Raw genomic sequence first — 26722 nt, forward strand, 5'->3', positions numbered from 1 at the left:
CGGCCTGTCTGGAGGTTGGTGCTACTTGGCCGGTGTCGTGCGTGTGTCGACGTCGACAACAACGCTCAGGCCAGCCTGCAGTTTGCCGCTTGCCAGAACGTCGGCAGGCAGGGCAATACGAACCGGCACGCGCTGAACGACCTTGGTGAAGTTGCCCGTGGCGTTTTCCGGCGGAAGGAGCGAGAAGACCGCACCGGAAGCGGGGGCTACCGATGCAACCGTGCCTTCAAACGTATCGCCGGACAGCGCATCAACGCGAACCCCAACCTTCTGGCCGACAACGATGTCACGCAGCTGGGTTTCCTTGTAATTCGCGTCGATATAGAGCGCGTTGACAGGAACAAGGGCGGCGAGGCGCTGGCCTGGGCTGACGAGATCGCCCGTCTTCGCCGCAAGATTGCCGATTACGCCATCGACTGGAGCGCGGATCACAGTGAAACCGAGATCTCGGGCGGCCTTGTCCTTGGCAAGCTGCAGCGACCTGACGGTGCCTTCGGCTTCCTTGTACTGCGCTTCGAGCACGCCGACATTGGCAACCGCAGTGGCAATCTGTGCATCTGCGGATGCGATATTGGCCTTTGCCTGGTCTAGGGCCGAAGTCGCATCGTCAAGCTGTGATTGCGAGGCAAAACGCGTGGCATGCAGCTGGTTGGCGCGCACGGATGCAGCCTGTGCATTGGTCAGAACGGCCTGCGCGGCGAGCTTGCCGGCCTGCGCCTGCTGCAGCGAAGCCTTGGCAGCTTCGGTCTGGGCATTGATGCGGTCGAGCGACAGCTTCTGGGTGGCGATCTGCGCCTCGGCCTGTTCTTCTGCGATCGTGTAGTCGCCATTGTCGAGCGTGATCAGGGGATCACCGGCTTTCACTTGCTGATTGGCGACGACATTGATCTTGTCAATATAACCGGTGACTTTCGGTGCAATCGCCGTGATATCGCCCTGGATATAGGCGTCGTCGGTCGAAACCATGAAGCGGCCGGTTGTCCACCATTCGTGGCCGTACCAGGCGCCTGCGCCAACCGCTGCTATAATCAAAACAGGCAGCACGAAGCGCTTTGCCGAGCGCTTGGGCGGAGCGGGTGTCTTGATTGTAACATCGGGTTGCGGAGCTTCGATCTTTGTTGGTGCTTCAGCTTTTGAAGCAGGAGCCGGGGCTGGAAACTGACGAATCTCAGCTTCATTCGTTGCTTTCGACACGGACATTTGATGGCTCTTTCTAGTGACATTCAGCGCATAACCCCAAAAATCCCTTCGATTTTTGGCAAGGATTATGCGCCACTCAACTTGTTACACGTCCTCGTGCGTCCCAAACGACGCACGGCGCAGTAAGGGAAAAGTGATTGAACCAATCGGTTCGATCGTTGACTTAGCGCAATCGGGGGCGCATATCAAGGGGATCGAACCGATTGGTTCGAAAAAGAATCGAAAAATGAGGAAACTGCGTTAAAATGTCATCTACTAAGTCATCCGTTGTGTCATCGACGACAGCATCAGATGCGGATTTCATGGAGGCTGAACGCCCGAGCCGCCTGGGAGCGGGTCAGGATCCGGCCAAGCGTCAGCAGATACTCGAGGGTGCCAATCGCGTTTTTTCGCAGATGGGATTCGATGCTGCGAGCATGAACGACATAACGCGTGAAGCGGGCGTATCCAAAGGCACGATCTACGTTTACTTCGATAGCAAGGAAGAGCTCTTCATGGAGCTCTGCAACCATTACCGCGAGATATTGTTCGCCGATATCTACCACTCACTCGAAAGCGATGGCGATATCCGCGACGCGCTGATCGAGTTTGGCACCGCCCTGGCGACTGTGGTTACATCCGACGTTGTCATTCGCGCGCAGCGCGTGGTGATCGGCGTTGCGGAGCGCATGCCGTCGATGAGCCGCGATTTCTATGAAAGAGGCCCAAAGCGCGGGCAGGCCTTGATGCGGGCGCTTCTGGAGAAGCATGTCGCTGCAGGCAGGCTGGATATCGCTGACACGGAGCTTGCCACCTATCAGTTGGCCGACCTTTTCATGTCCGGCATGTTCAAGAAGCGCTTGTTCGGATGCATGGACCGTGCCCCCTCGCAAGAACTGATCCGTAAGACGGTGACGTCCGGTGTTGATCTTTTCCTGAAGGCATATCGACGACCTTGATTCACCTTGATGGTCGCCCGAGCTGTCTACGAGCGACTCAGGCTGTTCCGCAGTTGGCGCAAACGCCGCGAATCTCGATGGTTGTCTTCGATTGCTTGAACCCGTTGCTGGTGGTCCATTCGCGGACACGCCCGGTGATGACATCGTCCGAGAATTCCGAGACCTGACCGCATTTTTCACAAATGGCAAAGGCAATCATGCCATGGCTGTGGCTATGGCTGTGCGGATGAGAGCAGGCGACGAAAGCATTGATGCTTTCGAGCCGGTGAATCATGCCGTAGTCGAGCAATTTGTCGAGGGCGCGGTACACCTGCAGCGGGGCACGAAAGCCATCGCCGCGTAGCTGGTCGAGGATCGTATAGGCGCTGAGCGGCCCATCGGCGCGGGCCAATGCGTTGAAAACCAGCGATTGGTTTTTTGTCAGCTCCTGCGTCGATGTCATTGCCGTATGCGCTCCTTGGTGATGGACAAGAGATAGGAAAGATTTGTCTTTCCCGCCAGTGGATAGATTAATTTTCGCCGTTCTCAAATTTGCCATTGTTGACTAATGTAATAACATCACATATCGAAATGGCAAGCTGCGCCACAGGCCAACGGCGTGTCGCCTGCCCTGAAGTATCGCAGAATGCGGATATTTGAATGACCGAACCATGCCTGACTTTTCGCGATCTGACGCTGGGCTATCATCGCCACCCGGCCGTTCATCATTTGAGCGGGAGCATCCGGCGCGGATCGCTGACAGCCGTCGTTGGCTCCAACGGTTCGGGCAAGTCGACCTTGATGAAGGGTATCGTTGGCGTTCTGAAGCCGATGTCGGGCTCCTGCATCGTCGAGAAAGACGTGCGCATCGCCTATCTGCCGCAGCAGTCGGAGCTTGACCGGTCGTTTCCGGCGCGCGTCGTCGATCTCGTCTCGCTTGGCCTTTGGCCGAAGCGCGGATTGCTTGGCCGCTTCACATCCGATGACCGGGAAAAAGTATCGAAAGCGCTGATGAGCGTCGGTCTCGCCGGCTTCGAAAAGCGCCCGATCGACACTTTGTCCGGCGGGCAATTGCAGCGCGCCCTGTTTGCGAGGGTGCTGGTGCAAGATGCCGATCTCATTCTGCTCGACGAACCATTCAACGCGATCGATGCCAAGACGGTCAGCGACCTGATCGAGTTGATCAAGCGCTGGCACGGCGAAAAGCGCACGATCATGGTGGTCGTGCACGATCTTGATCTTGTACGCGAACATTTTCCCGAAACGCTGCTCCTGGCGCGCAAGCCGATTGCCTGGGGTGCTTCGCGCGAAACCCTGGCGCCGGAAAATCTGCTGCATGCCCGGCAATTCCATGAAGCGTGGGAAGAAGGTGCGCCGTGGTGCGAGGACGATGCGGCGCATGCGGCACTGCACGATCACGGCCACGATCATGCGCATTCCCATGGCCACCAGCATCACGATCATGATCACCATCACGGCGACGATCATGATCACACCGGTCCCCAAAACGGCTTGAAGCAGGGGGCGGCCTGATCCATGTATGATTATCTGATCGCGCCTTTTGTCGACTATAGTTTCATGCAGCGCGCGCTTATCGGTTCGCTGGCGCTTGCGCTTGGCTCCTGCCCGGTTGGCGTTTTCCTGATGCTGCGGCGCATGAGCCTGGCCGGGGACGCCATGGCCCATGCGATCCTGCCAGGTGCTGCCGTTGGGTTCCTGCTCTATGGTCTGCAGATCGTGCCGATGACCATTGGCGGTCTGGTCGCGGGTGTCATCGTGGCGCTCGGCGCGGGTGCGGTATCGCGCTTCACCATCCAGAAGGAAGACGCCTCAATGGCGGCGTTCTATCTGATATCACTGGCGCTCGGCGTCCTTATCGTGTCGCTGCGCGGGTCGAATGTCGATCTGATGCATGTGCTTTTCGGGACGGTTCTTGCGCTTAACAATGAAGCGCTGAGCCTGATCGGCATGATCTCCGCAATCAGTGTCGTGACGCTGGCGATCTTCTGGCGCGGGCTCGTTGCGGAATGTCTTGACCCGCTGTTCCTGCGCTCGGTGAGCCGGATCGGGACGCCCGTCCATTTCATCTTTCTGGCGCTGGTGGTCATCAATCTCGTTGGCGGTTTTCAGGCGCTGGGCACCCTGCTTGCGGTCGGGTTGATGATGCTGCCGGCAGCTGCCGCGCGTTTCTGGACATCGCGGGTGGGCCCCATGTGCGCGCTGGCCATTATCATCGGTTGCGTCTCCTGCACGGTGGGCTTGCTGGTCTCCTATCATTTCGCCGTACCATCCGGGCCTGCGATCATCCTCTCCGCGGGCGCAATTTACCTCGGTTCAATCCTCGTCGGCTCACGCGGTATTCTCAATACCCGCTTGCGCCCGCATCGCCACAGAACAGCTTAGGATTTAAACCATGACGGCCTGCAAATGGCACTTTTCTCCGCTTCCGGTGCTCATGGACCCAAAAGTCCACGGCGCTCCGGGTCTCGAAAAGCACCATTTTCGGCTCGTCCTGATTTAAATCCGGACATATCCTCTAAACTAAAGGAAAAGACCATGATCAAGGCTCTTAAACTCGCCACGGCATTGAATGTTATACTATTACTTGGTGCCGGATTTTCTGCGGCCTCGGCGGAAGGTCTGAAAGTCGTATCGAGCTTCACCGTCATTTCGGACTTTGCCAAAAACGTCGGCGGCGACAAGATTTCGCTGACAACGCTGGTTGGTCCGAATGGAGATGCGCACGTTTATGAGCCGAAACCTGCCGATGCCGCGGCGGTTGCTGTAGCCGATGTGGTCCTGGTCAATGGGCTGCACTTCGAGGGCTTCCTGCCAAGGCTTGTCGAGGCTAGCGCCACCAAGGCTCCCATCGTCGAGCTGTCCAAGGGTGTCGAGCCGATCAAGAGTGCCGAAGAGGATCATGACCATGGAGCCGCAGGGGCGGAAAAGGAAGAACATGGCGCCTATGATCCGCACGCCTTCCAGTCGATCCACAATGCGAAAATCTACGTCAGGAATATCGTCGATGCGTTCTGCACGGCGGATGTGGCAAATTGCGATACCTACAAGACGAACGGAGCTGCCTACACAGCGAAGCTTGATGCGACGGAGGCCGAGGTGAAGGCAGCTATCGCTTCGATCCCCGAATCAAAGCGCCTGATCATTACGTCGCATGATGCCTTCGGCTATTTCCAGCATGAATACGGCCTGAAGTTTCTTGCCCCCGAAGGTATCTCGACCGATTCCGAAGCGTCGGCCGCCGATATCGTTGCTCTGATCAAGCAGATCAAGGAAGACAAGGCTTCGGCGATCTTTGTCGAAAACATCACCAACCCGCGCCTGATCGAACAGATTGCCAGCGAGACGAAGCTGAATGTTGGCGGCACGCTGTTCTCCGATGCTCTTTCAACGCCGGAAGAGGGCGCCAGCACCTATATCGACATGATGCATCACAATATCGATACGTTCAAAAAAGCCATTCTCGGCGGCTGATCGCATAGGATTTCAGAAAAGCGGAGCGATGACTCCGCTTTTTTCACCCGCCAAAGTGTAATGTTATTACATATGAAAGCTACTCATCATGCAAAACAAAGCCATAGCCAGTCGCCTGCCGGTCACCGTTCTTTCTGGCTTTCTGGGAGCGGGCAAGACCACGCTTCTCAATCATATTCTCAATAATCGCGAAGGCCGCCGCGTTGCTGTCATCGTCAACGACATGAGCGAGGTCAATATCGACGCGGCGCTCATCCGGGACGGCGGCGCCAATCTCTCGCGCACCGACGAACAGCTCGTGGAAATGACCAATGGCTGTATTTGCTGCACATTGCGCGACGATCTCCTGAAAGAGGTTCGTTCGCTGGCGGAGCAGGGAAGGTTCGATCATCTGCTGATTGAATCGACAGGCATTTCCGAGCCCTTGCCGGTCGCTTCCACCTTCGATTTTCGTGACGAGAATGGCCGCAGCCTATCCGATGTATCGCGGCTCGACACGATGGTGACAGTCGTCGATGCGGCCAACCTCCTGAACGATTACGCGTCGAGCGATTTCCTCAAGGATCGAGGCGAGTCGCTGGGTGATGCGGATGATCGCACGCTCGTCGATCTTCTGGTCGATCAGATTGAGTTCGCGAATGTGATCGTCCTCAACAAGATATCCGCAGCATCGCTTTATGATCGGGATCTGGCGCGCAAGATCATCCGCGCGCTCAATCCCGATGCGAAGGTGATCGAAACAGACTTCGCCAAGGTTGCACTGGAGGAGGTTCTGGATACCGGCCTGTTCGATTTCGACAAGGCGCAGGAACATCCCCTTTGGTACAAGGAGCTGAACGGCTTTGCCGATCATGTGCCGGAGACCGAAGAATACGGGGTGCGTTCCTTCGTCTATCGCGAGCGGCGGCCATTCGACCCGCGGAAGTTCCAGGACTTTATCAATAGCAACTGGACTGGTGTAGTGCGCGCCAAGGGGTTTTTCTGGCTGGCGACGCGGCCGGACCATGTGGGCGAGCTCAGCCAGGCCGGAGCTTTGGTCAGGACCGAAAAGCGCGGCCTCTGGTGGGCGTCAATTTCGAAAAGCCGCTGGCCCGACCATGCGGAATGGCGCGAAGCGATGCAGCCCTATCTCGATCCGGTCTGGGGCGACCGGCGACAGGAGCTTGTCTTCATTGGTGTCGATCCGATGAACGAAGCTGAACTCAGGGCTGAACTTGATGCGTGTCTGGTGGATGCCAAGGAATTCACGCCGCACAAATGGGAGGCACTGCTGGATCCATTCCCGAGCTGGGCGCGGCAGGCGGCTTGAGGGGGCAATTCCATAATGGGCTGACGCAGAAGTCGACGTTCTCTCCCCTTGTGGGAGAGAACAGATTTTCTTGGATTTGGCCTCCTTGCCAAATCCTTAGAAAATCCAAGAGAGGGGATTTGGAACGAGTTGCATATCCCCTCTCTTGCGATTTCTAGCACTTAGCTGACGCTAAGATGCTGAAATCGCTTTCTCCCCCACAAGGGGGGAGATAAGCTGCCGCTCAAATAAACGCAGCCGTTTGTGTCGGCGAGATGCGCACCTTGCCGATATTGCGGCCATCCATCTCGACAATCTCGTATTCGAGATCGTCGACGGTCAGCTTTTCACCTTCGGCCGGGATATGGCCGAGGTTCCACAGGATATAGCCGGCGAGCGTCGTATAGCGGTCGCCCTCATCGACAAGATCGCGTTCGATCAGGCCGCCAAGGCGGCGGATGTCGATATAGGCGTCGACCACCATGCTCCCGTCTTCCGAGCGTTCGAGAATGGGGCTTTCCTCGCCCTCCTCGGGGAAGTCGCCGGCAATTGCTTCAAGAACGTCCGTCGGCGTGACGACGCCTTCGAACGAGCCGTGCTCGTCGAGGACAACGCCCATCTGCACCGAGGAGCCACGCAGCTGCTCCATCACACGCAGGACATTGGCGTTCTCATGCAGGATCAGCGGCTGGCGGGTGACCTTGTCCCAGTCGATCTTGCCGCCATCGAGGATAGCGAACAGCAGGTCCTTGGTGAGCGCGACACCGACGAATTCATCGACGCGTCCGCGCGCCAGCACGACGCGACTGTGGTTGAGCGTGCGAATCTCGGCGAGCAGCTCCTCATTGGTCTCGTCCAGATCGAGCCATTCCACCTCGTTGCGCGGTGACATGATCGAGCGCACGGGGCGTTCCACCAGATCGAGTACACCGCGAATCATTTCCTTTTCCTCCGGATGGAAAACCTCCCCCGCCGCACTCTGTTCGGCGATCACATCGAACGTGTCGGAATGGGGTGGATCGCCGCGCCCGCCACCGAGAAGCCGCAGAACCGCACCTGCCGTGCGATCGCGCAGGTCCATCGTGGTGATGCGCTTCTCGCGATTATGCCGCCCGACCTGATTGGCCGCTTCGACGAGCACCGAGAAACCGATGGCTGCGTAGAGGTAGCCCTTCGGAATGTGGAAACCGAAACCTTCGACGATCAGGCTGAAACCGATCATCATCAGGAAGCCAAGGCAGAGAATGACAACCGTCGGGTGCTTGTTGACGAAGGTCATCAAGGGTTTAGACGCCAGCATCATGACACCGACGGCAATCACCACGGCGATCATCATGACCTCGAGATATTTCACCATGCCGACGGCGGTGATGACGCTGTCGAGCGAGAAGACGGCGTCAAGCACGACGATCTGGGCGATGACCTGCCAGAACACGGCATGTGCGACATTGCTTTCCTTGGCGGAAAGATGGCCTTCGAGCCGCTCGTGCAGTTCCATCGTGCCCTTGAACAGGAGAAAGACGCCGCCGAGAATGAGGATAATGTCGCGCCCGGCGAAATCGAGACCGGCGACGTTGAAGAGCGGCGTCGTGAGCCTCACCACCCACGAAATCGAGGCAAGCAGCAGGAGGCGCATGACCAACGCCAGCGAGAGGCCGACGAGACGCGCGCGGTTACGCTGGTGCGGCGGCAGCTTGTCGGCGAGGATCGCGATGAAAACGAGATTGTCGATGCCAAGCACGATCTCAAGCACGACAAGCGTGGCGAGACCAATCCAGGCATTGGGGTCGGCAATCCAGTCCAGTGTCCAGTCCATTGGGAAGTCAGGTCCTTATAATGAAAATGATCAGCGTACGGCTTCGCAGTCGGCAGCGCTTGCAATATGCAGCGCAAATCCGCCCGTGGCGCAGGCAAATGGTGAAACGGGAAATAGGGGGATTGGTTGCTGACGCTGCGTATGCAGGGTCAGCATGCTTCGCAAGTCCGGACTTGGAGGCTCTTCAGATTGATCGTCCGGCATCGATGCGCGGTCAGTCCCTGTTTGACTGGCTGTCATTGTGAAATTTCGTGCTGCCAGATGGGCTTATAATGGCAGTCTGAGGGATGCTGTTCAAGAGGCACGCGCAAGAAAGGCGGCGCGACAATCAATGCTGCCTTATCCGGCAAAACCACCGGCATCGAGAAAGGCTTGTTCTTCCTCGGTTGTCGAGCGTCCGAGAATGGTGTTGCGATGGGGAAAACGGCCAAAACGGCGGACGATGTCATAGTGATCGTCGGCGTATTCGAGGTTGGCCGGTGCCCCCTCGCGGCAAAGTTCGACGGAGCGCCGCTGGTCATCCACATCTTCCGAATGCATGAACGGCATATAGAAGAAAGCGCGCAGTTGCGGCTCGAACGACAGATCATGGCCCTTTTCCAGTGCCCGGCTGGCGTAAAGCCGTGCAAGTGAGTCCGTTGCGTACATGTGACCGGTGCCGCGAAAGAAATTGCGCGGAAACTGGTCGAGCAGGATCATCAGCGCCAGCGTACCTTCAGGCGTTTCCAGCCAGTGTTCATATTCGCGGCGCGCGGCAGCAAAATGATCGTCGAGAAAGCGCTGGCGGCATATCTCGTCGAACGTTTCATCTTTCACGAACCATTTGTCTTCACCGGCTTCGCGCCAGAAATCGACAATCCCGGCAATGGTCGATGTGTCGTTGTCAGCCATATGCTGCGCTCCCCGTTCGGTCAGTTTGCATCTGCACCTTGCGCCGAAGGCAAAACGCTGGCGGTTTCCTCGTTGAGGGCGCGGCCAGTCTGGCGCGGTTTGATCAACGGGCCTGGAACCGGCGCATTGCCCTTCATCAGGTCGCCGCCTGCGTAAATATCACTGGCAAGTTGCAGGTCAAGGCGTTCGGCGTCGCGACGGCGCACATCTGCGGCAATATCGGCCGCTTCCTGCGGGTCTACGCCGAGGCCGATCAAGGTGTTTTGGCCGAAGATCACTGCCGATTCGAATGTCTCGCGCATCTGGTATTCGACACCGATCTTGATCAGTTCGATGGTCGTGCCGCGATCGTAGGCGCGCGCATAGATCTGCACGAGCGGAAATTCGGCCTTGACCAGATTGGCAATGGCAAGAATGGTTTCGGACTTGTCGACGCAGATGAGCACAGCCTGCGCGCGGCCCGCGCCCGCCGCATGGAGAATGTCGAGCCGGGTGCCGTCGCCATAATAGACCTTGAAGCCGAATTGCGCCGCCGCCTGAATCATCTCGATATCATTGTCGATGATGGAGATATCCACGCCGCGCAGCAGCAGTGGCTGGCTGGAGATCTGACCAAAGCGGCCGAAACCGATGATCAGGACATTTCCGGACAGTCCCTCGGCTACATCGACATCGTCCAGTACCTGTTTCTCCTTCGGCAGAAGAATGCGCAGGGCGACGATGAAAAGTGGCGTCAGCACCATGGAGAAGATGATGATAGCGGTCAGGATCGCATTGGCCTGACCGTCGAGAATGCCGACCGCCGTAGCGGTCGAATAGAGCACGAAGGCAAATTCACCGCCTTGCGCCATGATGACCGCGCGCTCCAGGGCTTCGCGATTGGACGATTTGAGCAGCCGCGCAACGATATAGATCCCGGCGCCTTTGACGAGTTTGAAGGCCAGGACATAGAAGAGCACGGTCTGCCAGTTAGCGGCGACAACGCTGAGGTCCAGCGACATGCCGACGGCAAGAAAGAACAGGCCAAGCAGGATGCCGCGGAATGGTTCGACGTCCGCTTCGAGCTGGTGGCGAAAGGTCGATTCCGACAGCAGTACGCCGGCGAGGAATGCGCCCATGGCCATGGAGAGGCCGCTGACCTGCATGATAAGCGCAGCACCCAGCACGACGAGGAGGGCGGCGGCAGTCATGACTTCGCGGGCGCGGGACTGGGCGAGAAATCCGAACAGCGGATTGAGGAGGTACTTTCCTGCCAGGACGAGACCGACAATGGCGCCGATGCCGATTCCCATATCCAACCAGAGCAGGCCGCCGGTTGCAGTCGTGCTCATTGGTGCGAGGAAGGCAACGAGCGCCAGCAGTGGCACGATGGCGAGATCTTCGAACAGCAGGATCGACACCATGCGCTGGCCTTGCGGCGTGGCGATTTCGCCTCGCTCCTCCAGCAATTGCATGACGATCGCGGTCGAGGTGAGCACGAAGCCGGCTCCGGCGACGAAGGACTGGGAAATGGGAAAACCAGTTGCGATGCCGACGCCGGTCAGAAGCACCGCACACAGACCGACCTGGAGGGCACCAAGGCCGAAAATGTCCTTACGCAGGCTCCAGAGCCGGGACGGCTGCATCTCTAGGCCTATGAGGAACAGGAACATGACCACACCAAGCTCCGCCACATGCAGGATGGTCTGGGGGTCAGAGAAGAATTTGAGGCCGAACGGGCCGATGACGAGACCGGCGGCAAGATAGCCAAGAACGGATCCCAGCCCCAGTCGTTTGAAGAGAGGCACGGCGACAACACCGGCACCAAGAAGCACGACAACGCTTAAAAGATCAGGTCCGTGCATTTCCGCTGCCATTGTCACTCCTCTGCATTCGCTCGACGTTGAATGTCAGAGGTAAAGCGAGAGGGTGCAGCAGGCAAGCCTATTCAGACCTGCGGCAGGCGTTTGCTGCGATTACGCCAGATGCCAGATCCGTCGGGCATTGCCTGAAAATAGCCTGGACTTCTCGCTGTCGCTGCAGCCGGACAACAACGCATGGGTTGCGGCAACCCAGGTGGCGAGGCCGCCACCGAGCGTGCAAACCGGCCAGTCGCTGCCCCAGACGAGGCGGTCCCAGCCGAAACTGTCGATGACATGATGGACATAAGGTTTAAGTGTTTCGATCCGCCACGTGTCCGCATCCGCGTAGGCGACGACGCCGGAGATCTTGGCGGTGACGTTGGGGCGTTTGGCAATATCGGTGATCTTGCCGCGCCACTCGTTCAGGCCGTCGCCCTTGATGTCCGGAACGCCGCAATGATCAAGGATGAACTGGACACCGGGCGCAAGATCGACAAGCGCGGTGGCCTTGTCGATCTGCCGTGGCAGCACGCAAAGATCGAAGGTGAGGCCTGTACCGGCAAGCCGCTTGATGTTCTGGCGGAACAGGGTGCCTTCCGACAGATCGTCGGGCATGACATGGAGCACGCGTCGAAATCCCTTCACCAGCGGATTGGTTTTCTGTCGCTCGAGGAATGCCGCAAAGCCGTCCTCTTCCGGCCTGCTGGAAGAGATCGCACCGGCAATCAGGCTGCCTTCGCGTTTGGCAAGGCTGCCAATGTAGGCCGATTCCGATTCGATATCGGAAGGCGCGACATCAACTTCCATATGAAGGGCCTGGGTGATCCCGACGCGATGGGCCTGAAGCGCATATTCCTCGTAGCGAAAATCGCGGTTCAATGCCTCGACACCTGACAGCCAGGGATAGGACAGGGCCGACTGGTCGATCAGGTGAAGATGCGTGTCGATCAACTCGAAAGCGGGCATGGTTCGATCCTCTCAGGCCTGGCGTTGCACGGAAGAATGGATCACGTCGGCGCCGGCGAGTTCCGAAAGCTTCTGCGCCGTTGCGACCAGCATTTTTCGTGCATCGTCGACGCCCGGTGCATCGGGAAAGTTGAGCAACTGGATATAGGGACAGGTCAGTGCGGCGATCGCGCGTCCATCAGGACCAAGCACCGGCGCGGAAACGTTGAACACGCCTGCCGTTTGCGCGCTGGGCATGATCTCGTAGCCGCGCGCCCTAATCTGGTTGAGCCGTTCGCTGAAATCCGGTGGCTCCGCCATGTCTTCGGCACGTTTTTCGGATTCTGCAATCATCAGGGCCCGCTCCTCATCGGAACGGAAAGCCAGCAGGACATGGCCGGAACCGGTGTTGAAAAGGCTGATATGAGATCCCACCCGGATTGAAATGCCCCAGTAATCGGGCGCTTCCTGCTGCGCGATGACAACTGCCGCGCCGCGATCAAAGACGGTGAGCTGATTGGCCTGTTTGGATGTAACCGCGAGTTCGCGCATCAGCGGCGTGGCATAGGAGGCGAGGCGCCGGACCGGCGCATGCAGTTGGGCGAGCCCGAACAGTTTCAGTGTCAACGAATAGCGGTCGCCTTCAAGCCGTGTGACATAACCGCGGCGTACCAGACGGTCGAGCATGCGGTAGAATTCATTGGGACTGCGTCCGAGAAACTTGGCGATTTCAGCCTGGGTCAGACCGCCATCGATACCTGAAAGAAGTTCCAGAATATCAAGCCCTTTGTCGAGCGCCGGCGCGCGATACCGGTCGCTATCGTCTTCTTCTGACATATGAAGTCTCCCCTTACGTCGTATGCATATACGAAGACCATATTCGTAGGAAAGCAGTTTCCTTGCTTGACGGTCAAGCGCATTAATGTTTGTATATGAATGAAGCGCTCATATGTGGGTGTTAGAAAGTTGCGAGAGCCGGGGAGCGGCCGCTCGTTTTTTGGGAGGGAACCGATGAACAACCTGTTGGCCAGTGTTTCAGCTGGCGTTATTGCAATTTTCAGCGCGCAAGCTGTCTTTGCTGCAGATCTGCCGGGAAAATTCGAGGGCGTGACGATTGACGCCAAGCTCATCGGCGGCCAGCAGTACGAGCCGCTGTATGAGCGTATCGGCGAATGGGAAAAGCTGACCGGCGCCAAGGTCAACATCCTGTCGAAGAAGAATCACTTTGAGCTCGACAAGGAGATCAAGTCGGACATCGCCTCGGGCAGCCTGAACTGGTGTGTCGGTTCGAATCACTCGTCGTTCGCGCCGCAATATCCGGGCATCTACACCGACCTGAACAAACTTATACCGGCCGAAGAAATTGCTGCGTTCGTGCCTTCGAACATCAAGTCATCGACGCTGGACGGCAAGCTGGTGATGCTGCCGCGCGCGCAGTTCGACGTTTCGGCGCTTTATTACCAGAAGAGCCTTTATGAGGATGAAGGCAACAAGAAAGCTTTCAAGGAGAAGTACGGCTACGACCTGACCCCGCCGGACACCTGGCAGCAGGTCGCCGACCAGGCGCTGTTCTTCACCAAGGCTCCTGATTTCTACGGCACGCAGTTTGCTGGCAAGGAAGAGGCGATCAACGGCCGATTCTATGAAATGGTGATTGCAGAAGGCGGCGAGTATATCGACGCCGAGGGCAAGCCTGCGTTCAATTCGGAAGCCGGTATCAAGGCGCTCGACTGGTTCGTCAACCTCTACAAGGCGAAAGCCGTTCCGGCTGGCACGACCAATTACCTCTGGGATGATCTTGGCCAGGGCTTTGCGTCAGGCTCCATCGCCATCAATCTCGACTGGCCGGGCTGGGCGAGCTTCTTCAATGATCCGAAGTCGTCCAAGGTTGCCGGCAATGTCGGCGTCAAGGTTGCGCCCGCCGGTTCCTCCGGCAAGCGTACGGGCTGGTCCGGCCATCATGGGTTCTCGGTGACCGAATCCTGCGCCAACAAGGAAGCGGCGGCCTCGCTCGTCTGGTGGCTGACCAATGAAGACAGCCAGAAGCTTGAAGCCAAGGCAGGGCCATTGCCGACTCGCACCGCAGTATGGGCCTGGGACATCGAGCAGGCGAAGGGTGATCCGTACAAGACCGAAGTCCTGAATGCCTTCCAGGAAGAAGCCAAGAACGCATTCCCGGTTCCGCCGCTTGCCGAGTGGATCGAAATTTCCAACGCGGTCTATCCGGAACTTCAGGCTGCTATCCTTGGCGACAAGACGTCGAAGGAAGCGCTCGACACCGCCGCCAAAAAGGCGACCGAGATCCTTCAGGATGCAGGCAAGCTCTGATTGCGCTTGGGGAGGTGATCGACTTCACCCCCCCTCTGTCCTGCCGCACATCTCCCCCACAAGGGGGAGATCAGTCTGCAGGGCTGTTAGTACCAATCGCAATTGTTCGAATGGTTGCAGCGTGTGAATTGTCAATTTGATCACCCCCTTGGGGAGATGTCCGGCAGGACAGGGGGGGTGGCTGGAAACCATTCACCGCCAACCAGAAGGCCAATATTTCAGATGAAATTTCCCAAACTATCAGCGCCGACGCTCCTGCTGCTGCCTGCCATTATCGTTCTTGCCGCGGTCATCGTGCTACCGCTGCTGTTCTCGCTCTATTCGAGCTTCACGCCGTTCCGGTTGACCAAGCCTGAGTCGATCTGGATCTTCATCGGTTTTCGCAACTATGTAAGCGTGCTGACCAATCTGGAATTCTGGACCGCCTTCGGCCGGACCCTATTGCTCTTGACCATCGCACTCAATGCCGAAATGTTCCTCGGTCTCGGGCTCGCCATGCTGGTCAACAAGGCGACGCGCGGCCAGCGCATTCTGCGCACGCTGATGATGTTCCCGATGATGTTCTCGCCGGTGCTCGTCGGCTTCCAGTTCAAGTTCCTGTTCAACGACAATATCGGCTTCGTCAACAATGCGCTGCAGTCGCTGGGGCTGACGACGAATGCCATACCCTGGCTGATTGACGGGAATCTGGCGCTGTTCTCGATCATCGTCGCCGAGGTCTGGTCGTCGACCGCGGTCTTCGCCATTCTCATCCTTGCCGGGCTGCTTGCCATGCCGCAGGAGCCGGTGGAAGCAGCGCGCGTCGATGGCTGCACACCGTGGCAGACATTCCGCTACGTCACATGGCCCTATCTGATGCCATTCGCCTTCATCGCCATGACGATCCGCTCGCTCGACGTGGCGCGCGCCTATGACATTGTGAAGATCATGACCGATGGCGGGCCGGCCAAGCGTACCGAACTGCTGTGGACGCTGGTCGGACGCACGGCCTATAGCGACGCGCGAATGGGTCTTGCCAACGCGATGGCCTATATCTCGATCCTGCTGTCGATCCTGTTCACCGTATATTTCTTCAGAAAGCTTGCGGCCGCCCGCCAGCAAATCGGAGCGGAGTGGTAGATGGACCAGAACAGCTCTCACCGCCTCAAACGCCGCGGCCTGAAAGTCCTGCATCTTGTCGGCCTATTCCTGGCGATGCTGATCATCTGCCTGCCGGGCTTGTGGATTGTCCTGAGCTCACTCCGGCCGACAGTCGAGATCATGGCGAAGCCACCGGTATGGATACCGCAAGACGTCTCGCTCGATGCCTACCGTGCCATGTTTGGCGGCGCCGGGCAGGGCGGCATCCCGGTCTGGGAATATTTCCGCAATTCCCTGATCATCTCTGTCACCTCGACGGCCATCGCCCTCATCATCGGCATGGCCGGAGGCTATGCGTTCGCGCGCTACAAGTTCAAGGGCAAGTCGGGCATCTTCCTCGGCTTCATGCTGACACGCGCTGTTCCCGGCATCGCATTGTCGCTGCCGCTGTTCATGATCTTCGCCCGCGTCGGCATCATAGACACGCATTTCGCGATGATCCTGATTTATGTAGCGCTGAACGTGCCATTCACGATCTGGCTGATCGACGGCTTCTTCCGCCAAGTGCCGAAGGATCTGGCGGAAGCGGCGCAGATCGATGGCTGCACGCGCTGGCAGGCGTTCTGGCAGGTGGAGTTTCCGCTGGCCGGACCGGGCATCGCGTCGGCGGGCATCTTCGCGTTCCTCACCTCGTGGAACGAATATGCGCTGGCATCGCAGATCACGCGTTCGGTGAATTCGAAGACGCTGCCGGTTGGCCTTCTCGACTACACGTCGGAATTCACCATCGACTGGCGCGGCATGTGTGCGCTCGCAGTGGTCATGATCATTCCGGCGCTCACACTCACTTTCATCATCCAGAAGCATCTCGTGTCCGGACTGACGTTCGGCGCGGTGAAAGGTTAAGCTCGTCATGGCCCCTGTTACATTGAAAAAGCTGGTCAAGAGTTATGGCAATGTCGATGTCGTCCACGGCATCGACCTGGAGGTCAAGGATCGCGAATTTATCGCGCTGGTCGGCCCGTCCGGCTGCGGAAAATCGACGACGCTGCGCATGATTGCCGGCCTTGAGGACATCAGTGGCGGTGTGGTGGAAATAGGTGGCAAACCAGTCAATGACCTGCCGCCACGCGCCCGCAATATCTCGATGGTGTTCCAGTCCTACGCGCTCTACCCGCACATGACCGTGCGTGAGAACATGGGCTTTTCGCTGAAGATCGGCAAAGTCGCTCAGAGCGAAATCGACACGCGGGTGAACGAAGCCGCAGCAATCCTCGATCTGGACAAATATATGGACCGGCGCCCCTCCCAGCTCTCCGGCGGCCAGCGCCAGCGCGTAGCAATGGGCCGTGCGATCGTGCGCAAGCCGGACGTGTTCTTGTTCGACGAACCGCTCTCCAACCTCGACGCCAAATTGCGCACGCAGGTCCGCACGGAGATCAAGCGCCTGCACGCCAAGGTGCAGTCGACGATGATCTATGTGACGCACGATCAGGTGGAGGCGATGACGCTGTCCGACCGCATCGTCATCATGCGCGATGGTTATATCGAGCAGGTCGGTACGCCGGAGGAAGTGTTCAAGCGTCCGGCCACGCGCTTCGTCGCCGGGTTCATCGGCTCGCCGCCGATGAACCTCAACGAGGCGACGGTTGCCGATGGCAGGCTGGTCTTCGCTGGTGGCCAGGGCCTGCCGCTGCCGATTGAATTCCGCAGCAAGGTTGCAGCGGGTGACAAGGTGATCTTTGGTCTGCGTCCCGACGATATCTACCCGACGGGTCACGGCCTGAATTCCGGCGAAGCCACCGACGTGCATGAGATGGAATTGCCGGTCTCGATCACCGAGCCACTGGGCAACGAGACTTTGCTCTTTATAACCATGGCGCAGCGCGAATGGGTGTCACGCATGCTCAATCCGCGTCCCTTGAGTGCCGGAGAGATGGTAAAATTCAGTTTCGACCTGTCCCAGGCGCATCTGTTCTCGCCGGAAACCGGCAAAACCTTGCGGAGCTGATCATGGCCAAAATCGAACGAGTTGAGTTGCGCATGGTGGATCTGCCACCGAAAGTGCTGCGGACCGATGCGATCCAGAGCTTTGTCAGCCAGGAGACGCCGATCGTTACCATCACTGACAGCGATGGTGCGGTCGGAACCGGGTACAGCTATACGATCGGTACCGGCGGTTCCTCGGTGATGCGCCTGCTCTCCGACCACCTCGCTCCCCGCCTGCTCGGCAAGGATGCTGACCAGATCGAGGCGATCTGGCGCGACCTTGAATTTGCCACCCACGCGACGACGATTGGCGCGATCACCGCGATTGCGCTCGCCGCAGTCGATACGGCGCTGTGGGATTTGCGTGCCAGGAAGCAGAGCCTGCCACTATGGAAACTGGCGGGTGGGGCGAAGGATCGCTGCCCTCTCTACACGACCGAAGGCGGTTGGCTGCACATTGAAAAGCAGGCGCTGGTCGATGATGCCCTGCAAGCGCAGGCCAAGGGCTTCAAAGGTGCCAAGGTCAAGATCGGTCGGCCGCACGGTTCCGAGGATCTGGACCGCTTGTCGGCGGTGCGCGCGGCGGTCGGCTCGGGATTCGAGATCATGACCGATGCCAATCAGGGCTTTACGCTGGACGAGGCCATCCGCCGCTCGCAGGTGCTTCGCGATGTCGATCTCGCCTGGCTGGAAGAGCCGCTGCCTGCAGACGATATCGATGGGCATGTGCGTCTGTCGGCGGCAACGCAAACACCGGTGGCCATTGGCGAGTCGCTCTATTCGATCCGGCATTTCCGCGAATATATGCAAAAGCGTGCCTGTTCTATCGTGCAGGTGGATGTCGGCCGCATCGGCGGCATCACGCCATGGCTGAAGGTTGCGCACACGGCCGAGACCTTCGACATTCCCGTCTGCCCGCATTTCCTGATGGAACTGCATGTGAGTCTCGCCTGCGCGGTGCAGAACGGCAAATATGTCGAATATATTCCGCAGCTCGATGACCTGACCCACACGCAGATGCGCATCGAGAATGGCTATGCGATTGCTCCGAGTGAGCCGGGTATCGGTATTGACTGGGACTGGGATGCCGTGAAGGCGCGAAGTGTGGGCGAATTTACGACCGAGATCAGGAGCTGACGCGATGCAACGCATGGGCATGATGATCGGGCTGAACGGCGAGAAGGTTGCGGAATACAAGCGCCTGCATGCCGCCGTCTGGCCGGAAATTCTCGAACTGATATCGAGCTGCAATATCCGCAACTACACGATCTTCCTGCGTGAGCCGGAAAACATCCTGTTCGGTACATGGGAATATCACGGGACGGACTTCGAGGCCGATATGGCGAAGATGGCCGCCAATCCGAAGAACAAGGAATGGTGGGCCGTTTGCATGCCCTGCCAGGTGCCGCTGGAAACGCGCGCGGCAGGTGAGTGGTGGGCGATGATGGAAGAAGTCTTCCATCTCGACTGATGAGGAACATTCGATGAGTTTTGATCCCGCATCCCTGCAACAGAGCTGGCCCTTGCCGGCGAAACCACGACCGATCGTGACCTTCGGCGCGGGCAGCATTGTCGGCGATGCACATTATCCAGCCTACAAGAAGGGCGGCTTTCCGATTGCCGGACTGTTCGATCCGGATGAGGCCAAGGCGCGGAAACTGACTGAAGCGTGGGGCGTTACAGCCTATGCTTCAGTTGCCGAGGCCGCGGCGGTAGAGAATGCGATTTTTGATCTTGCCACGCCGCCTGCACGTCATGCCGATATCCTGAAGGTCCTGCCCGAAGGTTCGTTTGCACTGATCCAGAAGCCGATGGGCAGCGATCTTGGACAAGCGTCGGAAATCCTGCGCATTTGCCGGGAGCGCAATATCACTGCGGCGGTCAATTTCCAGTTGCGCTTCGCACCGCTGATGCTGGCGCTGAAGGATGCGATAGCGCAAGGCTGGCTCGGCGAGGTTGTCGATTTCGATACCTGGCTGGCGCTGGATACGCCATGGTCGCTCTGGCCGTTCTTGAACGGCCTGCCGCGTGTCGAGATTGCCATGCACTCGATCCATTATATTGACCTGATACGGCAGATGCTCGGCAACCCGCTGGGCGTGCACGCCAAGACACTGGGTCATCCCAATCATGAGGTGGCGCAGACGAGGACCAGCGCGATCCTCGATTATGGGAATAGGGTACGCTGTTCGCTGTCGATCAATCACGATCACAAGTTCGGCCGCAGGTTCCAGGCCTGTGAGTTCCGCGTCAGCGGCACGGAAGGCGCGGCCTATGTGAAGCTCGGCGTCAATCTGGACTATCCGCGCGGCGAGCCGGACGAATTGATGATCTATCCGAAGGGTGGCTCCAACTGGGTCAATGTCCCGCTGAAGGGCGCGTGGTTCCCCGATGCCTTTGTCGGGCGCATGGCCAATCTGCAGCGCTTCGCCAGCGGCGAAGACAAGGACCTGGTGAGTTCGGTCGAGGATGGCTGGCACACCATGGCGCTGGTCGAGGCGGCCTATCAATCCAGCGCGGCGCCGGCAACGCCACTCGCGCAGAAGCCGGAGGCCTGAATGTCTGAGAAAGCGATCTATTTCGAGGACTATGAACTCGGCCATGTGCGCGTCACGACCGGACGAACGATCACCGAAACGGATTTCGTGGTCCACGCTGGCCATACTGGCGATTTCTTTCCGCACCACATGGATGCGGAATTTGCCAAGACGACTCCGTTTGGTCAGCGCGTCGCTCATGGCACGATGATTTTTTCGATCGGTGTCGGACTGACGGCAAGCCTGATCAATCCTGTGGCGTTCTCCTATGGCTATGACCGGTTGCGTTTCGTGCGCCCGGTTTTCATCGGCGATACGATCCGCACGCGGGTTACGATCAGCACCAAGGAAGACGATCCAAAACGTCCCGAGAGCGGCCGGGTGGTCGAGCGCTGTGAGGTGATCAATCAACGCGACGAAGTGGTATTGGCTGCCGACCATATTTTGATTGCCGAGCGCAAGTCCAAGGGTGCATGACAGGCGCGATGAAGTGCCGAATGGAGATTTGAAATGACAGGTAAGCTTGAAGGCAAACACGTTCTCATCACAGCAGCAGGACAGGGCATCGGCCGGGCCTCGGTGCTGGCTTTTGCGCGCGAAGGTGCGATTGTGCATGCGACCGATATCAATCAGGAGCTGCTCGAGGCATTGCCGAAGGAAGCGGGTATCAAATACTGCAAACTCGATGTCCTGAAGACGGATGAAGTCAATCAGGTGATCAGCGAGATCGGCGCAGTCGATGTGCTGTTCAATTGCGCCGGCTTTGTCCATGGCGGCTCGATTCTGGACATGCCCGATGCGGATCTGGAGTTCGCGCTCGACCTCAATGTCCGCGCCATGATCCGCACCATCAGGGCAGTGCTGCCGGGAATGATCGAGCGCAAGGATGGAGCGATCATCAACATGTCGTCCGTTGCCAGCAGCGTGAAGGGCGTGCCGAACCGTTTTGCCTATGGCGTGACCAAGGCAGCCGTTCTGGGTCTCACCAAGGCTGTAGCCGCCGACTACATCACGCAGGGTATCCGCTGCAATGCGATCTGCCCGGGCACCGTGGAGAGCCCGTCGCTGGAACAGCGCATGCGTGCGGGCGGTGACTATGAGGCAACGCGCGCGGCATTCATTGCGCGCCAGCCTATGGGCCGTCTCGGGCTGCCGGAAGAAATCGCCGACCTCGCCGTCTATCTCGCCGGTGCGACCTATACGACCGGTCAGGCATACAACATTGATGGCGGCTGGACCGTCTAGGAGACTTTGGGAATCCACCCTGATGGCCATCTGATGCGATTTTCTGCGTTTCCGGTGCTCTTGGAAGTCCACTGCGCTCCGGTTCTCAAAAACCACACCAGCTGCCTCATCAGGATGAATTCTCAAGCGTCTCCAATAAGAAAAAGGAACAGACAATGAAATTTCTACGTTATGGCGAGCCGGGGCAGGAAAAGCCTGGCGTTCTCGATGCCAAAGGGCAAATCCGCGATCTGTCTGGCAAGGTGAGCGATATTTCCGGGGCGGTGCTTGACCCGGATGCGCTGGCCAAGCTTGGAGCGCTGGACGTCGAGAGCCTTCCGGCAGTTGGCGGCAATCCGCGTCTCGGACCCTGCGTCGCCGGGACCGGCAAGTTCATCTGCATAGGTCTCAACTATGCTGATCATGCCGCGGAATCTGGCATGGCCGTGCCGCCCGAACCGGTGATCTTCATGAAGGCGACATCGGCAATCGTCGGTCCAAATGACGATCTGGTCATTCCACGCGGTTCGGAAAAGACCGACTGGGAAGTCGAACTCGGCGTCGTGATTGGCCGTACCGCAAAATATGTGACCGAGGCCGAAGCGCTGGACTATGTCGCCGGCTATTGCACGGTGCATGACGTCAGCGAGCGAGCTTTCCAGACGGAGCGTTCCGGTCAATGGACCAAGGGCAAGAGCTGCGACACGTTCGGGCCGACCGGTCCGTGGCTCGTGACCAAGGATGAGGTCGCAGACCCGCAGAGCCTTCCCATGTGGCTGAAGGTGAATGGCGAGACCATGCAGAATGGCTCGACCAAGACGATGGTCTATGGCGTTGCCTTCCTCGTCTCCTATCTCAGCCAGTTCATGAGCCTGCAGCCTGGCGACATCATCTCGACCGGCACGCCTCCCGGCGTCGGCATGGGCATGAAACCGCCGCGTTATCTCAAGGCCGGCGATGTCGTGGAACTCGGCATCGAAGGCCTGGGTACCCAGAAACAGGTGGCGCGCGCCGACATTTAGGCGCCTGCGTCCTAGCAACAGATACATGAGGCATATTGTGACCCGCATCACCGATCTTCGCGTTTTTGATATCCGCTTTCCCACCTCGCAAAGCCTCGACGGGTCGGATGCGATGAATCCGGATCCGGATTATTCGGCTGCCTATGTCGTGCTTGACACGAATACGGACGGCCTTTCCGGTCACGGTCTCACCTTCACCATCGGCCGAGGCAATGAAATCTGCTGCCTTGCCATCGAGGCGATGAAGCATCTCGTCATTGGCCTCGAACTCGACTGGGTGAAGGAAAATCCAGGCCGTTTCTGGCACTTCGTTACCGGCGACAGCCAGTTGCGCTGGATCGGTCCGGACAAGGGCGCGATGCATCTGGCGACGGGCGCCGTGGTCAATGCCGTATGGGACCTGCTCGCCAAGGAAGCGAAGAAACCGGTCTGGCAACTGGTGGGTGAGATGACGCCGGAGGAGATCGTCAATATCGTCGATTTCCGCTACCTGACCGACGTTTTGACGCGCGACGAAGCGCTGGCGATCTTGCGGAAGGCTGAAAGCGGCAAGCAGGAGCGGATAGCGACGCTGAAGGCGGAAGGCTATCCCTGCTATACGACATCTGCCGGCTGGCTCGGCTATTCGGATGAAAAGCTGCGCCGCCTTTGCCAGGAGGCGGTGGATTCGGGCTTCAACCACATCAAGATGAAGGTCGGCCGCGATCTTGATGATGATATCCGCCGTCTGACGATCGCCCGCGAGGTGATCGGCCCGGACCGCATCCTCATGATCGATGCCAACCAGGTCTGGGAGGTCAACGAGGCGATCGACTGGGTGAAAAAGCTTGCCTTCGTCAAGCCGTTCTTCATCGAGGAGCCGACAAGTCCGGACGATGTCGCGGGCCACCGCAAGATTCGCCAGGCGATCAGCCCTGTGAAGGTGGCGACCGGCGAGATGTGCCAGAACCGTATCATGTTCAAGCAGTTCATCGCCGAAGGCGCCATCGACGTGGTGCAGATCGATTCCTGCCGCATGGGCGGGCTGAACGAAGTGCTGGCCGTGCTGCTGATGGCGGCGAAGTACAACCTGCCGGTCTGGCCGCATGCGGGCGGCGTCGGCCTGTGCGAATATGTGCAGCATTTGTCGATGATCGACTACATCGCCGTCTCCGGCACTAAGGAGGGCAGGGTCATCGAATATGTCGATCATCTGCATGAGCATTTTGTCGATCCCTGCAATATCCAGGATGCCGCCTATATGCCGCCATCGCTGCCGGGCTTCTCGATCGAAATGAAGCCGGAATCGATCAAGCAGTATCTGCATCGTACCACGGCCTGAGTCATCATGGATCCATGAAGAAACGGCGGCAGAGATGCCGCCGTTTTCGTTTCAAGATTTTTGTCGCCTTGCGTAAATGCGATGTCGTTTCCGCACCTATTCTTTTTTCGTGCCGGATGCTTTTATCAGGACACTTGAGGTGCCGCTTTCTAGGGGAAGCGGAGAATTGGGAAGCCGGTCGAGAGTTCGCTCTTCAACCCGGCGCTGCCCCCGCAACGGTAGTGGAGTAAAACGCGGCAAAATAGCCACTGGGAGTGCACCCCGGGAAGGCGCCGTGAAGCCCGGCAAGGCAACTCCAGAGCCCGGAAACCAGCCCCGAGTAACAACACCGACTGATCGCGGTGGGCGATCAAGGAGCATGATTTTGTGCAGGCAACACTTGTTGACTGTGCGGGCGTTCTTCTCCGTCACCACCAGTCAGTTCTTTGCAGCTGTTAGGGCGAGGACACGACATGGATATTCGTAACGAACTGATCCGGAATCTCAAAAACCGGAAACCGGGCTACGGACTTGAACAGGCCTTCTATTCCGATCCGGACTATTACCGCCTCGATATGGAGAACATCTTTTATCGCGACTGGCTGTTCATCGGCCATGACTGCGAAGTGGCGAAGCCGGGCAATTATTTCACCCTACAGGTTGGCGACTATCCGGTCGTCATCGTCCGCGACCGCCAGGGACAGATCAGGGCTTTCCACAATTCCTGCCGCCATCGCGGGTCGCGCATCTGCTCGGCCGAAAAGGGTACGTCGGCGAAACTCGTCTGCCCCTATCACCAGTGGACCTATGAGCTTGACGGCCGCCTGCTGTTCGCCCGCCAGATGGGCGATGATTTCGACGCCAGCCAGCACAGCCTGAAGACCGTGCACTGCGAAAGCGTCGGCGGTTATATCTTCATCTGCCTCGCACCAGTCGCACCGGATTTCGGCCCGACGCGCGCCCTGCTCGAACCATACCTCGCGCCGCATCGCCTGACCGAGACGAAGGTCGCGTTCCAGAGCTCGATCGTTGAAAAGGGCAACTGGAAGCTCGTCTGGGAAAACAATCGCGAGTGCTATCACTGTGTCGCCAACCACCCGGAACTGTGCAAGACCTTCCCGGAGGCGCCGAGTGTCACGGGCATCCAGGGATCAAAGGACGATCCGGAGATCGTCGCGCATTGGGACAAGTGCGAGGCGGCCGGCCTGCCGAGCGTCTTCCGCATCGCCGAGGACGGACAGTACCGTGCGACGCGCGTGCCGCTGTTGCGCGATGCCGAGAGCTACACGTTGAGTGGCAAGCGTGCGGTCGGCAGGCAGCTCAGCGATGACGTCAACGCCAAGCACATCGGTTCGCTGCTGCTCTACCATTACCCGACCACATGGAATCACATCCTCGGCGATCACGCCATCTCGTTCCGCGTGCTACCGCTCGGCCCCAATGAAACGCAGGTCACCACCAAGTGGCTGGTGCACAAGGATGCGGTGGAAGGCGTCGACTATAATATCGAAGAGCTGACGCATGTCTGGCTCGAGACCAATGATCAGGATCGCCGCATCGTCGAAGAAAACGCCTTCGGCATCCGCTCCCCCGCCTATGAGCCCGGCCCGTATTCGGTCGAGCATGAAGGCGGCGTACTGCAGTTCCTCGAATGGTATGGCAATGCGATGGAGACGCGTCTCTCCGGCGACAAGAAACTCAGCAAGGTAGCGTAAATGAACATGTCGCTTTCTCAGAATTACCCGCACCTCGACCAGATGCAGCCGTGGAATGACCGGCTGCACCTGCTCGAGTGCCTGTCGATTGTCGAGGAAGCGCCCAATGTGAAGACCTTCACCTTCAGGTCGGACAATCAGAACTGGTTCCGCTATGAGCCGGGCCAGTTCATGACTTTCGAACTGCCGGTGCAGCCGGAAGCGGTGCTACGCACCTATACGCTCTCCTCCAGCCCGTCGCGGCCCTTCACCATCGCCGTGACAGTCAAGGCGCAGGAGGAAAGCATCGGCACACGCTGGATGCTGGATCATCTGACACCCGGCGTGCGGCTCAAGGCATTCGGCCCGCTTGGCGATTTCTCCATGCGCAAGCATCCCGGCGGGAAGTATTTGTTCATCTCGGCGGGGTCCGGTATCACGCCGATGATGTCGATGACCCGCTGGATGCATGATTGCGCACCGCAAAGCGACATCAGTTTCGTCACCTGCGCGCGCCGCCCCAGCGATATCATCTTCCGCAAGGAACTCGAATATCTCATGAGCTGCATGCCCAACCTGAAGCTCGCCTTCCTCATCAAGGAGCACGAGATGGGGCAGGTCTGGACCGGCATTCGCGGCCGGCTCGAAGCGCCAAAGCTGCCGCTGCTCTCGCCGGACTTCAAGGACCGGACGATTTTCTGCTGCGGTCCGGAAGGCTTCATGCGCGATGTCCGCACCATGCTGGAAGCATCGGGCTTCGATATGGCGCATTATCATCAGGAAAGCTTCGGTCCCGCCGCCGAGCCGGTCTTGCCGATGATGGACGACATCTCGACAGAGGTTGTCGAGGCGGCGTCGACCGTCACATTCTCCATGTCTGGCATGGATGTGCCGTGCGTTGCAGGAGATACGATTTTGAAGGCTGCGCGCGGCGCAGGGATCCGCATTGCCGCAGCCTGCGAATCCGGCCTTTGCGGCACGTGCAAGGTGATGAAGATTTCCGGTGAAGTCGACATGGATCACAATGGCGGCATTCTCGACGAGGAGATCGACGAGGGCTATGTCCTCGCCTGCTGCTCCAAGCCGCTCGGCAATGTCGAAATCGAGGCCTGAGCCAGATATCATTTAATCCGATCGTACGTCTGTGCTAATATCCAG

The 26722-nt window shown here is 58.5% G+C and carries 26 protein-coding genes and 1 riboswitch; of the genes, 18 read left to right on the forward strand and 8 right to left on the reverse strand.

The genetic code is table 11. The annotated features are described in order from the left end of the window. Positions 1–21: 21 nt before the first annotated feature. Entirely contained in the window at positions 22–1200 is a 1179-nt protein-coding gene (locus tag BLM14_RS03200; RefSeq protein WP_099998058.1) for an HlyD family secretion protein, read from the reverse strand. Between the two features lie 245 nt (positions 1201–1445). Here BLM14_RS03200 and BLM14_RS03205 point away from each other — a divergent pair, with 245 nt between their 5' ends. Next, positions 1446–2138, forward strand: coding sequence for a TetR/AcrR family transcriptional regulator (locus BLM14_RS03205; RefSeq protein WP_099998059.1), 693 nt, complete (start codon positions 1446–1448; stop codon positions 2136–2138). Positions 2139–2175: 37 nt separating this feature from the next. Here the strand turns inward: BLM14_RS03205 and BLM14_RS03210 are convergent, their stop codons facing one another. Continuing rightward, positions 2176–2580: a Fur family transcriptional regulator gene (locus tag BLM14_RS03210; RefSeq protein ID WP_099998060.1), complete on the reverse strand. Its 405-nt coding sequence runs from the start codon at positions 2578–2580 to the stop codon at positions 2176–2178. 197 nt (positions 2581–2777) lie between these two features. Between BLM14_RS03210 and aztA the strand changes: the two genes are divergently transcribed. The 4 genes from aztA (at position 2778) to zigA (ending at position 6918) form a co-directional block, all read left to right on the forward strand. Next, a complete protein-coding gene (gene aztA / locus BLM14_RS03215; RefSeq protein WP_099998061.1) occupies positions 2778–3650 on the forward strand; it encodes a zinc ABC transporter ATP-binding protein AztA in 873 nt (290 codons plus the stop codon). 3 nt (positions 3651–3653) lie between these two features. Next, positions 3654–4520 carry a zinc ABC transporter permease AztB gene (gene aztB / locus BLM14_RS03220; RefSeq protein WP_099998062.1) on the forward strand — a complete coding sequence of 289 codons (867 nt, stop codon included), beginning with the start codon at positions 3654–3656 and terminating at the stop codon, positions 4518–4520. A gap of 153 nt (positions 4521–4673) precedes the next feature. After that, the gene (locus BLM14_RS03225) at positions 4674–5609 is read left to right on the forward strand and encodes a metal ABC transporter solute-binding protein, Zn/Mn family (RefSeq protein ID WP_099998063.1); all 936 of its coding nucleotides are present in this window, start codon (positions 4674–4676) and stop codon (positions 5607–5609) included. A 103-nt stretch (positions 5610–5712) separates the two neighbouring features. Further along, positions 5713–6918, forward strand: a complete 1206-nt coding sequence (zigA, locus tag BLM14_RS03230) for a zinc metallochaperone GTPase ZigA (RefSeq protein WP_100001007.1) — start codon at positions 5713–5715, stop codon at positions 6916–6918. 223 nt (positions 6919–7141) lie between these two features. Here the strand turns inward: zigA and BLM14_RS03235 are convergent, their stop codons facing one another. From BLM14_RS03235 to BLM14_RS03255, 5 genes are all read right to left on the reverse strand, one after another. Continuing rightward, the gene (locus tag BLM14_RS03235; protein ID WP_099998064.1) at positions 7142–8713 is read right to left on the reverse strand and encodes a TerC family protein; all 1572 of its coding nucleotides are present in this window, start codon (positions 8711–8713) and stop codon (positions 7142–7144) included. Between the two features lie 339 nt (positions 8714–9052). Further along, the gene (locus BLM14_RS03240) at positions 9053–9604 is read right to left on the reverse strand and encodes a DUF924 family protein (RefSeq protein ID WP_099998065.1); all 552 of its coding nucleotides are present in this window, start codon (positions 9602–9604) and stop codon (positions 9053–9055) included. Positions 9605–9624: 20 nt separating this feature from the next. Further along, entirely contained in the window at positions 9625–11460 is a 1836-nt protein-coding gene (locus BLM14_RS03245; RefSeq protein ID WP_099998066.1) for a monovalent cation:proton antiporter-2 (CPA2) family protein, read from the reverse strand. Positions 11461–11559: 99 nt separating this feature from the next. Continuing rightward, positions 11560–12411: an amidohydrolase family protein gene (locus BLM14_RS03250; RefSeq protein WP_099998067.1), complete on the reverse strand. Its 852-nt coding sequence runs from the start codon at positions 12409–12411 to the stop codon at positions 11560–11562. Positions 12412–12423: 12 nt separating this feature from the next. Then, complete coding sequence (locus BLM14_RS03255) at positions 12424–13227, reverse strand: IclR family transcriptional regulator (protein ID WP_099998068.1); 804 nt, start codon at positions 13225–13227, stop codon at positions 12424–12426. Positions 13228–13401: 174 nt separating this feature from the next. Here BLM14_RS03255 and BLM14_RS03260 point away from each other — a divergent pair, with 174 nt between their 5' ends. The 9 genes from BLM14_RS03260 (at position 13402) to BLM14_RS03300 (ending at position 21569) form a co-directional block, all read left to right on the forward strand. Continuing rightward, positions 13402–14718 (forward strand): type 2 periplasmic-binding domain-containing protein, encoded by a 1317-nt coding sequence (locus BLM14_RS03260; RefSeq protein WP_099998069.1) that lies wholly within the window; start codon positions 13402–13404, stop codon positions 14716–14718. A gap of 222 nt (positions 14719–14940) precedes the next feature. Then, complete coding sequence (locus BLM14_RS03265) at positions 14941–15837, forward strand: carbohydrate ABC transporter permease (protein WP_099998070.1); 897 nt, start codon at positions 14941–14943, stop codon at positions 15835–15837. After that, positions 15838–16704 (forward strand): carbohydrate ABC transporter permease, encoded by an 867-nt coding sequence (locus tag BLM14_RS03270; protein WP_099998071.1) that lies wholly within the window; start codon positions 15838–15840, stop codon positions 16702–16704. A 7-nt stretch (positions 16705–16711) separates the two neighbouring features. Then, positions 16712–17809, forward strand: coding sequence for an ABC transporter ATP-binding protein (locus BLM14_RS03275; protein WP_099998072.1), 1098 nt, complete (start codon positions 16712–16714; stop codon positions 17807–17809). A 2-nt stretch (positions 17810–17811) separates the two neighbouring features. Further along, positions 17812–18924, forward strand: a complete 1113-nt coding sequence (locus tag BLM14_RS03280) for a mandelate racemase/muconate lactonizing enzyme family protein (RefSeq protein ID WP_099998073.1) — start codon at positions 17812–17814, stop codon at positions 18922–18924. A 4-nt stretch (positions 18925–18928) separates the two neighbouring features. Then, positions 18929–19258 carry an L-rhamnose mutarotase gene (locus BLM14_RS03285; RefSeq protein WP_099998074.1) on the forward strand — a complete coding sequence of 110 codons (330 nt, stop codon included), beginning with the start codon at positions 18929–18931 and terminating at the stop codon, positions 19256–19258. 13 nt (positions 19259–19271) lie between these two features. After that, positions 19272–20345: a Gfo/Idh/MocA family protein gene (locus BLM14_RS03290; RefSeq protein ID WP_099998075.1), complete on the forward strand. Its 1074-nt coding sequence runs from the start codon at positions 19272–19274 to the stop codon at positions 20343–20345. After that, positions 20346–20801: a MaoC/PaaZ C-terminal domain-containing protein gene (locus tag BLM14_RS03295; RefSeq protein WP_099998076.1), complete on the forward strand. Its 456-nt coding sequence runs from the start codon at positions 20346–20348 to the stop codon at positions 20799–20801. It abuts the gene before it with no gap. Between the two features lie 33 nt (positions 20802–20834). Then, positions 20835–21569, forward strand: a complete 735-nt coding sequence (locus BLM14_RS03300; protein WP_099998077.1) for an SDR family oxidoreductase — start codon at positions 20835–20837, stop codon at positions 21567–21569. Between the two features lie 109 nt (positions 21570–21678). On the opposite strand, the gene BLM14_RS32620 is transcribed toward BLM14_RS03300, so the two are convergent. After that, complete coding sequence (locus tag BLM14_RS32620; protein ID WP_108724322.1) at positions 21679–21726, reverse strand: hypothetical protein; 48 nt, start codon at positions 21724–21726, stop codon at positions 21679–21681. On the opposite strand from BLM14_RS32620, the gene BLM14_RS03305 reads away from it, so the two are divergent. From BLM14_RS03305 to BLM14_RS03320, 4 genes are all read left to right on the forward strand, one after another. Continuing rightward, positions 21725–22570, forward strand: a complete 846-nt coding sequence (locus BLM14_RS03305) for a fumarylacetoacetate hydrolase family protein (RefSeq protein WP_099998078.1) — start codon at positions 21725–21727, stop codon at positions 22568–22570. The genes BLM14_RS32620 and BLM14_RS03305 overlap by 2 nt on opposite strands. Before the next feature lie 37 nt (positions 22571–22607). Next, positions 22608–23891 (forward strand): L-fuconate dehydratase, encoded by a 1284-nt coding sequence (locus BLM14_RS03310; protein WP_100001008.1) that lies wholly within the window; start codon positions 22608–22610, stop codon positions 23889–23891. Between the two features lie 120 nt (positions 23892–24011). After that, a riboswitch (cobalamin riboswitch) is annotated at positions 24012–24223 on the forward strand. Between the two features lie 120 nt (positions 24224–24343). Further along, positions 24344–25585, forward strand: a complete 1242-nt coding sequence (locus BLM14_RS03315) for an aromatic ring-hydroxylating oxygenase subunit alpha (RefSeq protein ID WP_099998079.1) — start codon at positions 24344–24346, stop codon at positions 25583–25585. Then, the gene (locus tag BLM14_RS03320; RefSeq protein ID WP_162293133.1) at positions 25586–26677 is read left to right on the forward strand and encodes an FAD-binding oxidoreductase; all 1092 of its coding nucleotides are present in this window, start codon (positions 25586–25588) and stop codon (positions 26675–26677) included. Positions 26678–26722: the final 45 nt, after the last annotated feature.

The organism is Phyllobacterium zundukense (assembly GCF_002764115.1).
Lineage (GTDB): Bacteria > Pseudomonadota > Alphaproteobacteria > Rhizobiales > Rhizobiaceae > Phyllobacterium > Phyllobacterium zundukense.

What these genes read in the sequence shown, in the direction of transcription:
- BLM14_RS03200 (WP_099998058.1), bottom strand. Translation starts at nt 1,200, where the DNA reads ATGTCCGTGTCGAAAGCAACGAATGAAGCTGAGATTCGTCAGTTTCCA.
- BLM14_RS03320 (WP_162293133.1), top strand. Translation starts at nt 25,586, where the DNA reads ATGAACATGTCGCTTTCTCAGAATTACCCGCACCTCGACCAGATGCAG.
- BLM14_RS03285 (WP_099998074.1), top strand. Translation starts at nt 18,929, where the DNA reads ATGCAACGCATGGGCATGATGATCGGGCTGAACGGCGAGAAGGTTGCG.
- BLM14_RS03250 (WP_099998067.1), bottom strand. Translation starts at nt 12,411, where the DNA reads ATGCCCGCTTTCGAGTTGATCGACACGCATCTTCACCTGATCGACCAG.
- BLM14_RS03290 (WP_099998075.1), top strand. Translation starts at nt 19,272, where the DNA reads ATGAGTTTTGATCCCGCATCCCTGCAACAGAGCTGGCCCTTGCCGGCG.
- BLM14_RS03270 (WP_099998071.1), top strand. Translation starts at nt 15,838, where the DNA reads ATGGACCAGAACAGCTCTCACCGCCTCAAACGCCGCGGCCTGAAAGTC.
- BLM14_RS03225 (WP_099998063.1), top strand. Translation starts at nt 4,674, where the DNA reads ATGATCAAGGCTCTTAAACTCGCCACGGCATTGAATGTTATACTATTA.
- BLM14_RS03275 (WP_099998072.1), top strand. Translation starts at nt 16,712, where the DNA reads ATGGCCCCTGTTACATTGAAAAAGCTGGTCAAGAGTTATGGCAATGTC.
- BLM14_RS03315 (WP_099998079.1), top strand. Translation starts at nt 24,344, where the DNA reads ATGGATATTCGTAACGAACTGATCCGGAATCTCAAAAACCGGAAACCG.
- BLM14_RS03295 (WP_099998076.1), top strand. Translation starts at nt 20,346, where the DNA reads ATGTCTGAGAAAGCGATCTATTTCGAGGACTATGAACTCGGCCATGTG.
- aztA (WP_099998061.1), top strand. Translation starts at nt 2,778, where the DNA reads ATGACCGAACCATGCCTGACTTTTCGCGATCTGACGCTGGGCTATCAT.
- BLM14_RS03265 (WP_099998070.1), top strand. Translation starts at nt 14,941, where the DNA reads ATGAAATTTCCCAAACTATCAGCGCCGACGCTCCTGCTGCTGCCTGCC.
- BLM14_RS03205 (WP_099998059.1), top strand. Translation starts at nt 1,446, where the DNA reads ATGTCATCTACTAAGTCATCCGTTGTGTCATCGACGACAGCATCAGAT.
- BLM14_RS03305 (WP_099998078.1), top strand. Translation starts at nt 21,725, where the DNA reads ATGAAATTTCTACGTTATGGCGAGCCGGGGCAGGAAAAGCCTGGCGTT.
- BLM14_RS03260 (WP_099998069.1), top strand. Translation starts at nt 13,402, where the DNA reads ATGAACAACCTGTTGGCCAGTGTTTCAGCTGGCGTTATTGCAATTTTC.
- BLM14_RS03255 (WP_099998068.1), bottom strand. Translation starts at nt 13,227, where the DNA reads ATGTCAGAAGAAGACGATAGCGACCGGTATCGCGCGCCGGCGCTCGAC.
- BLM14_RS03280 (WP_099998073.1), top strand. Translation starts at nt 17,812, where the DNA reads ATGGCCAAAATCGAACGAGTTGAGTTGCGCATGGTGGATCTGCCACCG.
- BLM14_RS03240 (WP_099998065.1), bottom strand. Translation starts at nt 9,604, where the DNA reads ATGGCTGACAACGACACATCGACCATTGCCGGGATTGTCGATTTCTGG.
- BLM14_RS03245 (WP_099998066.1), bottom strand. Translation starts at nt 11,460, where the DNA reads ATGGCAGCGGAAATGCACGGACCTGATCTTTTAAGCGTTGTCGTGCTT.
- BLM14_RS03300 (WP_099998077.1), top strand. Translation starts at nt 20,835, where the DNA reads ATGACAGGTAAGCTTGAAGGCAAACACGTTCTCATCACAGCAGCAGGA.
- aztB (WP_099998062.1), top strand. Translation starts at nt 3,654, where the DNA reads ATGTATGATTATCTGATCGCGCCTTTTGTCGACTATAGTTTCATGCAG.
- BLM14_RS03235 (WP_099998064.1), bottom strand. Translation starts at nt 8,713, where the DNA reads ATGGACTGGACACTGGACTGGATTGCCGACCCCAATGCCTGGATTGGT.
- BLM14_RS03210 (WP_099998060.1), bottom strand. Translation starts at nt 2,580, where the DNA reads ATGACATCGACGCAGGAGCTGACAAAAAACCAATCGCTGGTTTTCAAC.